This window comes from Pseudomonas sivasensis, from assembly GCF_021391435.1.
Taxonomy (GTDB): domain Bacteria; phylum Pseudomonadota; class Gammaproteobacteria; order Pseudomonadales; family Pseudomonadaceae; genus Aquipseudomonas; species Aquipseudomonas sivasensis.
In genome coordinates this window covers 3593251-3606054 of sequence record NZ_CP090029.1, presented here as the reverse complement: position 1 = coordinate 3606054, position 12804 = coordinate 3593251, and the positions used below count along the sequence as shown (strand labels likewise).

At 59.7% G+C, this 12804-nt stretch carries 10 protein-coding genes; all 10 read left to right on the top strand.

All coding sequences use genetic code 11. The features are described 5' to 3' along the window. Nucleotides 1-214: 214 nt before the first annotated feature. Nucleotides 215-1204: an alpha/beta fold hydrolase gene (locus tag LRO94_RS16110; protein ID WP_179178868.1), complete on the top strand. Its 990-nt coding sequence runs from the start codon at nt 215-217 to the stop codon at nt 1202-1204. A 294-nt stretch (nt 1205-1498) separates the two neighbouring features. Then, nucleotides 1499-2779 (top strand): alkane 1-monooxygenase, encoded by a 1281-nt coding sequence (locus LRO94_RS16105; protein ID WP_095184567.1) that lies wholly within the window; start codon nt 1499-1501, stop codon nt 2777-2779. Between the two features lie 113 nt (nt 2780-2892). Next, nucleotides 2893-3387 carry an alkane oxidation protein activator PraA gene (praA, locus tag LRO94_RS16100; protein ID WP_179178869.1) on the top strand — a complete coding sequence of 165 codons (495 nt, stop codon included), beginning with the start codon at nt 2893-2895 and terminating at the stop codon, nt 3385-3387. A 133-nt stretch (nt 3388-3520) separates the two neighbouring features. Beyond that, nucleotides 3521-4024, top strand: a complete 504-nt coding sequence (praB, locus tag LRO94_RS16095; protein WP_081797686.1) for an alkane oxidation protein activator PraB — start codon at nt 3521-3523, stop codon at nt 4022-4024. 222 nt (nt 4025-4246) lie between these two features. After that, a complete protein-coding gene (gene praB / locus LRO94_RS27945; protein ID WP_285891639.1) occupies nt 4247-4750 on the top strand; it encodes an alkane oxidation protein activator PraB in 504 nt (167 codons plus the stop codon). Between the two features lie 127 nt (nt 4751-4877). After that, the gene (locus LRO94_RS16085; protein ID WP_099602287.1) at nt 4878-6293 is read left to right on the top strand and encodes an outer membrane protein transport protein; all 1416 of its coding nucleotides are present in this window, start codon (nt 4878-4880) and stop codon (nt 6291-6293) included. A 288-nt stretch (nt 6294-6581) separates the two neighbouring features. Continuing rightward, complete coding sequence (locus LRO94_RS16080; RefSeq protein ID WP_179178871.1) at nt 6582-9107, top strand: acyl-CoA dehydrogenase; 2526 nt, start codon at nt 6582-6584, stop codon at nt 9105-9107. 149 nt (nt 9108-9256) lie between these two features. Continuing rightward, on the top strand, nt 9257-10600 hold the full coding sequence (locus LRO94_RS16075; protein ID WP_095184571.1) for a 3-oxoacyl-ACP reductase: 1344 nt from the start codon (nt 9257-9259) through the stop codon (nt 10598-10600). A gap of 3 nt (nt 10601-10603) precedes the next feature. Continuing rightward, nucleotides 10604-11494, top strand: a complete 891-nt coding sequence (locus LRO94_RS16070; protein ID WP_179178872.1) for a MaoC/PaaZ C-terminal domain-containing protein — start codon at nt 10604-10606, stop codon at nt 11492-11494. Continuing rightward, complete coding sequence (locus LRO94_RS16065) at nt 11491-12789, top strand: acetyl-CoA C-acetyltransferase (RefSeq protein ID WP_032886499.1); 1299 nt, start codon at nt 11491-11493, stop codon at nt 12787-12789. Before LRO94_RS16070 ends, LRO94_RS16065 begins: the two co-directional genes overlap by 4 nt. Nucleotides 12790-12804: the final 15 nt, after the last annotated feature.

Here is a 12804-nt window from a genome sequence, read left to right as displayed (position 1 = left end):
CATTGCAAAGAAAAATTGAATTAATTATTTTAAAAAAGATTTTAAATAATCTACCTGAAAATATCGCCTACGCTAGGACCATGTTTGGTATGCACCACTTGTCCGACGGACGAGCACGGTCCGCATGAGGTCAAAGTCCAGGGGGCGGGCGATGGCTGAGGCCTTGACCAATTCCGGTCGGGTCGCCAGCAGCAGGGAAGCAGAGGACCGAGCTATGGCTGTGGAGTGGGTTGCCGCTGCGGCGGGCGCAAGTGCGGTGTTATGGGGCTTCAGCGCCTGGATGACACGGCGCATTGAAGCCGCTGTCCCCATCAATGGGCGCTTGGTGGAGGTCGATGGCGAGCGCTTTCATTATGTAGAAGAGGGCAAAGGCCCACCCCTGGTGATGATTCACGGGCTGATGGGCAGCAGTCGCAACCTGACCTATGCCTTGTCCGGCCAGTTGCGTGAGCATTTTCGGGTGATCACCCTCGACCGTCCCGGGTCGGGTTATTCCACGCGTCATAAAGGCACGCCAGCGGACCTGCCGGCCCAGGCGCGTCAGGTCGCAGCGTTTATGCGAGCACTGGGCCTGGAAAAGCCCCTGGTGTTGGGGCATTCCCTGGGCGGAGCGATATCCCTGGCCCTGGCCCTCGACCACCCCGAGGCCGTATCCGGCCTGGTGCTGGTGGCGCCGCTGACCCATCCCCAACCCACCTTACCGTTGGTGTTCTGGTCGCTGGCGGTGCGACCGGCCTGGTTACGGCGCTGGGTCGCCCATACCCTCACCGTGCCCATTGGCCTGTTGACCCGGCGTTCGGTGGTCAAGGGCGTATTCGCCCCGGACACCGCTCCCGAAGATTTCGCCACCCAGGGCGGCGGGCTGCTGGGCATGCGCCCCGACAACTTTTATGCAGCCTCCAGCGAGATCGCACAGGTCAACGACTTCCTGCCGGACATGGTCAAGCGCTACTCGCAACTGACGCTGCCCATCGGCCTGATCTATGGCGCGCGAGACAAGGTGCTGGACTTTCGCAAACACGGCCAGGCCCTCGCCGACAAAGTGCCAGGCCTCAAGCTGCAAGTGGTGGAAGGGCGCGGCCATATGCTGCCGATCACCGCCACGGCGCGAGTGGTTGAGGCGGTGTTGCAGGTGGCCAAGCGCGCGCGTCCGGCGCAAACGGCCACAGTCCTGCATCCGCCCTTTGCCCTGGCGAACAAATAATCGAGGTACTCATTGCGGGTTCGAACGGCGCAAATGCTTGCCCTAGAGACCTGACCAAACGGCTGAAAAAGAGACTGCTCGGTCACGTAAAAAAGGCTTCGAAAAAGTAGTTGACGACCTAACGATTCCGCGTTATTTATTTAAAAAAATATTTCAATGTTTGTTTTGAAATGATTTTTGAAATGCCTAAGAGCGAATAAAAATGAAAAAAACGTCTTTTATCGCATGGTTGATTTCCCGGAGCCTTCTTCGCTCCCTGAACCTGTTTTCCACCTCCCTGCCAAGGAGGCTGCCATGAACCAGACTCTGGCAGCGCCAAGCGTGTGGACCGATGGCAAGCGCCACCTGTGGTGGTTGGGCATCATGCCGTTGGCCACACCCCTGTTGTCCGGCTCCCTTGCCATTTTCACCGGCGTCCAGCAGTTATGGTGGGTCGGCGTGCTGGTGATCTTCGGGCTGATCCCACTGATTGACGGCCTGCTCGGCGAAGACGTGAGCAACCCGCCCGAGTCGGCTGTCAGCCATTTGGAAACCCAACGCTACTACCGCTGGATCGTCTACACCGGCGTGCTGTTCGTCATCTCGTCAGTGATCATTACAGGCTGGCTGGCTGCCGGCGGCATCGAATGGATCATCCAAGGTGGTCTGTTGCACGCCACCGCTCACCTTGATCCTTCCAACTGGCTGGTCCACGCCGCCAGTTACATCACCGATCGCACGCAACTGCATGGCGCACCGAGCTGGTTCACCTACTTGGGCATGGCCATGTCGACCGGCGCCGCCACCGGCATTGCCATCAACACTGCCCATGAACTGGGGCACAAACCCAACGCCTTGGAAGTGTTTCTGGCCAAGGTCACATTGGCACCGACCTTCTATGGGCACTTCTACACCGAGCACAACCGTGGTCACCATGTGCGTGTCGCCACGCCAGAAGACCCGGCCAGCTCGCGCTTGGGCGAAAGTTTCTGGGCCTTCCTGCCGCGCTCGGTGTGGTTCAGTGCGCACTCCGCGTGGAACCTGGAGCGCGAACGCTTGCGCAAACTCGGCCTGCCGGCCTGGCACTGGAAGAACGGTGTACTCAGTGCCTGGATGTACAGCGTAGTGCTGTGGGGCGCGATGATTGCCTGGCTGGGGGCGGCGGTGATTCCCTTCTTGATTATCCAGGGCATCTACGGGTTCTCGTTGCTGGAAGTCGTGAACTATGTCGAACACTACGGCCTGAAACGCCAGAAGTTACCCAATGGTCGTTATGAACGCTGCTCGCCTCGGCACTCCTGGAACAGTAATCGGATTGTCACCAATATCTTTCTGTTCCAGTTGCAGCGGCACTCCGACCACCACGCCAACCCCACGCGCAGTTATCAGTCGCTTCGCCACTTTGATGAATCGCCGCAACTGCCCTATGGGTACGCGAGCATGATTGTCTGGGCCTATGTACCTTACTTATGGCGCCGGCGCATGGACCATCGGGTGCTTAATCATTACGCCGGGGATATCAGCCTGACCAATCTTCAGCCCTCACAACGTTTGAAGTATCTGGAGAAGTACAGCAACAGCGCCAAGCCGTTCTGACATGAAGTAATACCCAGTTGTGTACTCGGGGCCTTAAATGCCGCGCAGGATTTTATCGCCCCGAGGAAGTGGTTTGACCCGAACAACAATAATTAAAGGGAAGGACGTACACCATGCAATCACCTGCCAAGTTCACTATCCATATTCTATTGGCTGCACTGGGCCTGATCGTTTATCACCAGGCCCAGGCCGCCCGTATCGAACCGGCCGGCAGTGCGTTCACCGCCCAGGGCCCCATCAGTTTTTCCAAGGGGGCGCTGATCAGCGCCGACTGCACCATTAAGGTCGCGGGCAAAGTCGCTGCCGATGGTTCATCCGTGAATGTCGACAAAGTTGAGTTCGATGGCGGCCTCAAGTGCAGCCGGGTCGAAGCCACCAACTTGCCGTGGGTGCTGGTGGCCAAAGACACCAAAAGCGGTTCCATGTCGAATATCAGCGTGGATGTGCACGCCTTCGGACTGGGCGGCAAGTGCGGGCCTTCTACCGCTGATGGCACGTGGGACAACGCCACCGGAAAGTTGGAAGCGGCCAATGTCCCCATTGGCGAAGACTGCAAGATCAAGACGGTGTCGATCAAGATGCCGCCCACCTTCAAAGTTGTTGAATAACGCCGTCCACGTTTAGAGCGGTAATTGAATTGAGATTTGGCTGGAAAGGGAAGTTCTGCAGTTTCACCGTGACCTCTCGTTCATGGCCATTACCCCCTGGCGAATGACTCGCCATTACATGTGAGGAAAAACAATGAAAAGTTTGAAAACCCTCGTTTGTGCAACTTCTTTTGCTCTGTGCTTTGGTGCCGTTTCGATGGCAAACGCCGCGACCATTGCACCTGCTGGTGCCGCTTTTACCACCTCGGGCTCTATCACCGTTAAGTCGCCGGCGTCCCTGAATATCCCGGTCACTTGCAACATTATCTTCACCGGTACCGTGGCGAGTGGTGGTGCTGGAGCTTCGATTACCGGCGCCACGGTCAGCGGTTCCAACCCGCTGTGCGGCGTTCCAGTGTTGAGCAACCTGCCATGGCCGCTGACGGTCGCTGGTACTGGGCCTGACGCGTTCACCGGCACTGTTTCGGGTGTGAAATTCAAAATCGCCTCTGACTGCAGCGCTACGCCGGTGACCATCGCGGTCAACTGGAAGAACTCCACCAACACGCTGGGTATTTCTACGCCTCAAACCGTGGGCTCTTGCACAATTACCGCCCTTACCGCTGTTCCAAGTCCAGCGTTCACCGTTAGCCCATAAGTACCCTGAGTACTTGACGTGATGATCACACGTTGAAACTGGCAAGTGCCTCGTAAGAGGCACTTGTTTGAAAAAGTTTGCAAGGGTGGAATACAACAATAAGGAGTGGCGCATGAGTATTAAGAGAACAGCCGCACGCAGTCTATTGGGCTTTAGCATTTCATCTGATCAGTGGCGCTACGCATAGGCGAAGTGACTCGCCAGACCCTGTGAGGAATAACAATGAAAAGCTTGAAAACGTTCGGTTGTGTAACACTCTTTGCTCTTTGCGGTGGGGCCATATCGACGGCCAGTGCGGCCACTATTGCCCCTGCCGGTAGCGCATTTACCACGGCGGGCACTATTACTATAAAGTCTCCCCTTAGTCTTAATGTACCAGTGACTTGCAACTTCGCGATGGCCGGTTCGGTTGCATCTGATGGATCAGTTGCAGCGATTACCAGTGCCGTGTTCAGCGGTTCAAACCCCATATGCTCAATTCCTGTCGCGAGTAATTTTGTGTGGCGTTTGAAGCTGACAGGTAGCGGCCCCGACGTGTTCTCCGGAACGCTTGGTGCGTTGAAGTTAAAGGTTGCATCGGACTGCAGCAGTTCTCCAGTGAACATCAGTGTTATCTGGAAAAACTCTACTAACACCCTGAGCATCACAAGCCCTCAAACCGTGGGTGCTTGCACGATCACAGGTCTCACTGCTTCACCCAGTCCGGCGTTTACTGTTTCTCCGTAAATGGCCTGGGTGCTGGATGGGACGGTCATGAATTGCAGTGAGCAAGTGCCTGGCAAGAGGCACTTGTTGAAGTAAACCGGGTTCGGAAAAACCGATATCGGTGCTTAACAACTATAAGGAGTCGGGCATGAATAATAAGAAAGCACACGCACGCACGTTAATAAACCTGGCCGTTATCGGCGGCCTGATGGTTATAACCGGCAGTGCGCAAGCCGGTGGGTTCTCTACTCCGACGTTCGGAGCGGAAGGCTGGGGCCGCGCGTTCGGTGGTGGTTCGATGTTTAAGGATGATCCGTCATCGGCTTACAACAACCCGGCGGCGATGGCGTTCATTGATCACAATATCTCGCAGTTCAACGTTGACTACGCGCGTATCAATATTCACTACAAAGGTACCGCCAAAGACTACGCAGGCAATCCGACCTCCACCACGACTGTTAACCCCGATACCTTTGAGTTCAATTCCGTGCCCCGCGATGGTGATGGAGGGCAGGGCGGTTTTACCGCCTGGGTGCCGACCGGATTCATGGTCATGCCGATCGGTGACCGTTTCGCTTTCGGTCTCAGCCAAGTGGTGCCCATGGGCGCACGTACCACCTGGGACAATGACTGGAAGGGACGGGATTTTGCGGTTGACACGCGCATCGAAACCGTCGGGTTGACGGGGTCGCTTTCGTTCAAGGTCAACGATGAGTTTTCCATCGGCGGTGGCGCGATTGTTCAGCACACCAAAGGCTTCGTCAGCCAGAACGTTGACCTCTATGCCGCCGCTGCACTTGCTCCGAATTCGATCCCATTCCCGGCGGGCATTGGCTACTCGCTCATGCGAGTCAAAGTCGATAATACCTCGGTGGGCTGGTTTGCCGGCCTGGCCTGGAAGCCAACCCCACAAGACACTCTGGGTTTGAACTACCACGCCAAGATCAAGAACAAGCTTGAAGGCAAATACAACATCTACGCTGACGAAGGCTCCCAGGGCCTGATCGACGCCGGGTTGCCGGGCATTTTGTATCCAGGTCTCAACCTTCAAATGAACGGTAAAGCCTCCACCCAATTGGACGTTCCTGCCAGCGCAGCGATTGATTGGGTTCACCAGTTCAATGATCGTTTTACCCTCGGTGCCAGTGTCTTGTGGACCCAATGGTCGTCATTCAAAAACCTGACCCTGAAGTCTGAGGGGTCGACCATCGTTGCCATCCCTTACAACTACAAGGACGCCTGGATGGTGTCTCTCGGCGGCGACTATAAGCTCACCGATGATTTCACGTTGCGCGCCGGTGTTGCGACGGACCAGACACCTACCCGTAACTCCACCCGCGACCCGCGTATCCCGGATGGCGACCGGATCTTCACCTCGCTGGGCTTCGGTTACAAAATCAGAGCGATTCCAGGCCTGGGCATCGACGGCTCCTACTCCCACCAGTTCGTGGAAAAAGCCAAGTTGAAAACCCAGAACCAGGATCGTCTCGGGGGGGCAACCCTGGACGGCAAGGCCGAAGCCTATGGCGATGTCGTGAGCCTGGGGGTCACTTACAACTTCTGATCCTGTGTTACGCCGTGCCGGTGCGAAGCCCGCAGTCAGCGCATCTTTCTGCAGGTTTTTCACCGGTAATGCAACGAAGGGGTCGCCCACGCGACCCGTTCCGATTTCGTCCAATTCGCGTTGATTCGGCTGACAGGTTCAGTCGCTATTTTTTCGCTCAAGCATTAAATAAAAATTTCAAAACAAAATTTGAAATTAGCTTTCCAAGTTTGTAGTGTGGCTTTAAGCCGCAGGTCAATTCGACCTTGCGCACGTAAACCACGCCCTGAATCGAGTAGAGGTATCCCCATGGTTATCTGGTTATTGGTGGGTTTCGCAGCCGCGATTGCCCTGGCGTATCGACAAGCTGCCGCGACCCTGTGGTTAGGGGCCGGCTTGATCTGGTTGGCACTGGGTTACGTGTTCAACGTGGTGGCAGGTTTTGGGGCCAGCGTCGCGGCGCTGCTGGTGATAGCGCCCGCGTTGCTGATGGCGATCAAACCCCTGCGTCGCACCTTGCTCACCAGCAAGGCCCTCGGCCTCTTTCGCACGATTATGCCGGCAATGTCCGACACCGAGCGTGCGGCTATCGAGTCCGGTACCGTGTGGTGGGACGCCGAGTTGTTCAGCGGCAAACCCGATTGGCAGCGCCTGTTGCAAGCCGCGCCGGCCAGCCTCAGCGCCGAGGAGCAAGCCTTCCTCGACAATGAAGTGGAAACCTTGTGCGACATCGCCAACGACTGGGAAACCACCCAGGTCTGGCAGGACATGTCCCCCGAAGGCTGGCAGTACACCAAGGATGCCGGTTTCCTCGGCATGATCATTCCCAAGCAGTACGGCGGCAAAGGCTTCTCCCACTATGCCCATTCGCAAGTGGTGATGAAGCTGTCGACGCGCTGCTCGGCGGCGGCGATTTCGGTGATGGTGCCCAACTCCCTCGGCCCGGCCGAGCTGTTGTTGCACTACGGCACCGACGCCCAACGTAATTACTACCTGCCGCGCCTGGCTCGGGGTGAAGACATCCCGTGCTTTGCCCTGACCAGCCCGTATGCGGGCTCGGATGCCGGGGCCATTCCAGACCTGGGTATTGTCTGCAAGGGCATGCACGAGGGCGAAGAAGTGCTGGGTTTCAAAGTGACCTGGGACAAGCGCTATATCACCCTCGGCCCCATCGCCACCGTGCTGGGCCTGGCGTTTCGCGCCGAAGACCCGGACGGCTTGCTGGGCCCGAAAGGTTCGCTCGGCATCACCTGCGCACTGATCCCCACGTCCCACCCCGGCGTAAACAGCGGTCGCCGCCATTGGCCACTTAACGCCGTATTCCAGAACGGCCCGACCACCGGCAAGGACGTCTTCATCCCGTTGGAATGGGTGATCGGCGGCCGTGAACAAGTCGGTAATGGCTGGCGCATGCTGATGGAGTGCCTAGCAGCAGGCCGTGCCATTTCGTTGCCGTCGGCCAACGTCGGCCTGGCCAAGGTTGCGGTGCGTGGCACTACGGCTTATGCCGCGATGCGCAAGCAGTTCGGCCTGCCCATCGGCAAGTTCGAAGGGGTGCAGGCACCTCTGGCGCGCATGGCCGGGCATTTGTATGCCTGCGATGCGGTGCGCAAGGTATCGGTAGCGTCCCTGGATGCCGGCGAGAAACCTTCGGTGATCTCCGCCATTGCGAAGTACCACGTCACCGAGCGTGCGCGAATCATCGTCAACGACGGCATGGACATCGTCGCCGGCAAGGGCATTTGCATGGGCCCGAATAACTTCCTGGCCCGTGCGTATCAGCAAAGCCCCATCGCCATCACGGTGGAAGGCGCGAATATCATGACGCGCTGCCTCATCATCTTTGGCCAGGGCCTGATCCGTTGCCATCCCTATGTGTTCCGTGAGATGGAAGCGGCGCGCAACCCGGACCGGCGTAAGGCGCTGGAAGACTTTGACAGCGCGATGTTCGGCCATGTGAGTTTCGTGCTGGCCAACACCGTACGTGCGGCGGTGCATTCGCTGACAGGCGGCCGTCTGATTTCCGCACCTGCCAAGACCGACCCCGCGCTGGCGTCCTACTACCGCCAGGCCAATCGTCTGTCGGTGGTGCTGGCGCTGATCTCGGACATTTCCATGGGTGTGCTGGGCGGTGCCCTCAAGCGCAAGGAAAGTATCACCGGGCGTCTGGGGGATATTCTGTCGCAGCTGTACATTTTGTCCTGCGTGCTCAAGCGGTTCGAGGATGACGGCCGGCCTCAGTCAGACCTGCCGCTGGTGCACTGGTCGGCTCAGGATGCGCTAGTGCGTGCTCATGAAGCCCTTGCCGAAGTGCTGGAAAACTACCCGTCCAAAGCCGCCGCCGCCGTGGTGCGCGGCCTGACGTTCCCGTTCGGCATTCCGCTGCGCAAACCGTCGGATCGCCTACTGGCCCAGGTGGCCGATGTGGTGCAGACACCGGGCGAGACCCGTGACCGGTTGTTGGCCAATTCCTACATTCCACGTCCGGAAATCGACAAGTTGGCGTATGGCGAGTTGGGCTTCCGTCTGCTGCCACAAGTGGAGCTGATCGACGCCCGGCTCAAGCCTGCCATCAAGCAAGGCGTGCTCGAACCGATGCCTATTTCCGCCACGGCTTTCACCACCTGGCGCGTCAAGGCCAGGGCGCTGGACTTGATCAGCGACGACGAAGACGCCTTGCTCGCGCGCTATGTGGAATACGCCGACCACGGTATCCAGGTGGATGACTTCCCGCAGGACTTTGGTTTGCTGGAGGCCTTGCAGCAGCGCAAGCAGGCGTTGGAACCGGCCACCAAGCGGCGCAGCAGCCAAAGCGAAAACGCCTCGGTCAACTAGGACAAACGCGGCCAGTGTGGGAGGGCGCTTGCACCCGATAGCAATCCATCAGTCACCGACTCATTGGCTGAACCACCGCTATCGGGGGCATGCCCCTCCCACATGGACCGGGTTTACAAGGTCAGAATGTGTTGTGAGTGAATGCTGATATGAGTGACAGCTACCTATCGTTCGTCAATTCCCCCTGGGGCCGTCGCCTGGCCCAGGCAGTGGGCTTGCCCCAGCCCGTGCCGTTGCAACGCCATCGCAGCGGTCAGCCGGGCCTGGCTAACCCGGTGATTGTCGCCGGGGCAGGGCGCCTGGCCTCCCAGGTGCACCAGGTCTTCAGCGCCACCGACACGGTCGCGGCTACCCCGGCAACGCTCAAGGCGCCGTCCACGGTCAAGGCCCAGGGCGCGGTGTATGACGCCAGCGCGGTGGTCGACCTTAAACAGTTGGATGAGCTGTACGTATTCTTCCACGCCAACGCCAAGCGCCTGGGCCAACACGCACGGGTGGTGGTGCTCGGCACTGCACCGGAGCATTGCGCGGACTTGCCCCACGCCGTCGCCCAACGCGCCCTCGAAGGGCTGGTGCGTTCGCTGGCCAAGGAGCTGCGTCGGGCGATCACCGTCCAGTTGCTTTATGTTGCGCCAGGCGCCGAAGACGGGTTGGACAGCAGCCTGCGTTTCTTCCTGTCGCGCCGTTCGGCCTATGTGTCGGGGCAAGTGGTGCGATTGGAAAAACCGGTAGATGGCAACCCTAGTGTCAACTGGGACAAGCCTTTCGCTGGCCGACGTGCGCTGGTCACTGGCGCTTCCCGTGGCATCGGCTTGGCCATCGCTCAGGTCTTGGCACGTGAAGGGGCGCACGTGGTGTGTGTGGACGTGCCCCAGGCCCAGCAATCGTTGGAACAGGCCGCCGCCAGCGTCGATGGTTCAGCGTTGCCCTTGGACATCACCGCGCCGGATGCAGCCTCGTCGTTGCTGGCCCACGTCAGCCAATACGGCGCGTTCGATGTGGTGGTGCACAACGCCGGCATCACCCGCGACAAGACCATCGCAAAAATGCCCGAAGCGGCCTGGCGCGATGTGCTGGCGGTCAACCTCGAAGCACCGTTGCACCTGAGCACCGCATTGATGGAAAACCAGGGGCTTAATCCCGGTGGGCGCATTGTGTGTGTGTCATCGATTTCCGGTATTGCCGGCAACCTCGGCCAAAGCAACTACGCCACCTCCAAGGCTGGCGTGATCGGCCTGGTGCAAGGCCTCGCGACGCGCGCCGCCACGCAGCAGGTGACGGTGAATGCCGTGGCGCCGGGGTTTATCGAGACCCAGATGACAGCAAAGATCCCCCTGATGATTCGCGAAGCAGGGCGGCGCATGAACTCTATGAGCCAGGGCGGGCAGCCCATCGATGTGGCCGAGACCATCGCCTGGTTGGCGCATCCCGCGTCGGGTGGCGTCAATGGCCAAGTCGTTCGTGTGTGCGGCCAAAGTCTGCTGGGAGCCTGAGCCATGGACTACGTGACCCAGATTATCGACCCGCCGCCCTCGCGCACCCAGTTGTTGCTGGATGGCGTGCGCGCCCTGCGTAAGCCCAAGTTCGACGGCGCGCCGGTACTGCCCAAGGAGCGGCTGGTGCGCTCGGCGGTGGGGTTATCCGCCGCCGGCATCGCCGCCTATGGCCGTGCCTGCGGGTTCCGGCGCGAGCAGGGTGTGCCGCTGTCCTATCCCCATGTGCTGGCGTTCCCGCTGCACTTGATGCTGTTGACCCGGCCAAGCTTCCCGTACCCGGCCAGCGGCATGGTGCACTTGGCCAATCGCATTCGTCAGCACCAGCGCCTGCACGAAGGTCAGGCCTTGCGACTGGAGGTGTATGCCGAGCGCTGGGTCGCCCATCCCAAGGGCCAGGCGCTGAGCATCGCCACACGCGCTTACAGCGCCGGCACCCTGGCGTGGGAAAGCGACAGCCTCTACCTGCGCCGCGACGTAAAAGACCCGATTGGCGAGCCCTGGGGCGACGCGTTGCCATTGCAGGAACACGGCCTGCTGCGCACCCAGCGCTGGGTTTTACCCGCCGACCTGGGCCGGCGCTTCGCCAAGGTTTCGGGGGATTTCAACCCGATCCACACCTCGGTGATCGGCGCAAAACTCTTCGGTTTCCGCCGCGCCATCGCCCACGGCATGTGGACGCTTGGCCGCGCCTTGGCCGCCCAGCAACCGCCCGGTGGATTGGATCAGGCCGAAGCCCATTGCGACTTCAAGTTGCCGATCTTTTTGCCCGGCCAAGTTGCCCTGTGGCAACACCCTGTGACCGGCCCGAGTCGCGAATTCGAAGTGCGCAATTTCGCCGGCGACAAACCCCATATGCGCGGGCTATTTGTCTGGAATGAGAGCCATACATGAGTGACTACAGCTTCAATCCGGCCCCGACCCGCCGCGTGGCGATTATCGGCGGCAACCGTATCCCTTTTGCCCGTTCCAACACGGTGTATGCCCACGACAGCAACCAGGATTTGCTGGTAGCGGCGCTGCAAGGCTTGGTCGACCGTTACAACCTGCATGGCCAGCGCCTGGGCGAGTTTGCTGCCGGCGCGGTGATCAAGCATTCGCGGGATTTCAACCTCGCACGTGAGTCCCTGCTATCAACCACCTTGTCCCCTGAGACCCCGGCCTACGATCTGCAACAAGCCTGCGGCACGGGCCTGGAAGCGGCATTGTTGGTGGCGAATAAAATCGCCCTGGGCCAGATCGAAGTAGGCATTGCCGGTGGCGCCGATACCACCTCCGACGCCCCCATCGGCATCAACGAATCCTTGCGCCATACCTTGCTCGCAGCCAACCGCGCCAAGGGCTTGGGCGACAAGCTCAAGGCTCTGCTGAAGGCGCGGCCGTCGATGTTTTTCAAACCGCTGCTGCCACGCAACGGCGAGCCGCGCACCGGTTTGTCCATGGGCGAGCACTGCGAAGAAATGGCCAAGCGCTGGCAGATCAAGCGCCTGGCCCAAGATGAGCTGACCCTCACTAGTCACCAACGCCTGGATGCCGCGTACAAACGCGGTTTCTTCGAGGACCTGATCAGCCCCCACCGCGGCCTGACCCGTGACAACAATCTGCGGGCCGACGCCAGCCTGGAAAAACTCGCCGGTCTATCCCCAGCCTACGACCGCCAGAACGGCACGCTCACAGCGGGCAACTCCACGCCTCTGACCGATGGCGCCTCGGTGGTGCTGCTGGCCAGCGAAGAGTGGGCGGCCGCCAACGGCTGGCCGGTGCTGGCTTACCTACGCACCGGCGAAACCGCCGCGGTGAATTTTGTCGACGGCACCGAAGGTCTGCTGATGGCCCCGGCCTATGCCGTGCCGCGCATGCTCAAGCGCGAAGGCCTGAGCTTTGCCGACTTCGATTTTTTCGAAATCCACGAAGCCTTTGCCGCTCAGGTGTTGTGCACCCTCAAGGCCTGGGAAGACGCCGACTATTGCCGCGAACGCCTGGGACTCGACGCGCCGCTGGGCGTCATCGACCGCGCCAAAATGAACGTCAACGGCGGTTCCCTCGGCTGCGGTCATCCGTTTGCCGCCACCGGTGGCCGGCAATTGGCGGCGTTGGCCAAGGCCATCCACGAGCGCGGCGGCGGGCGCGGGTTGATCTCGATCTGTGCAGCGGGCGGGCTGGGCATTACCGCCATTGTCGAAAAGTAGCGCTACCCAAAATAA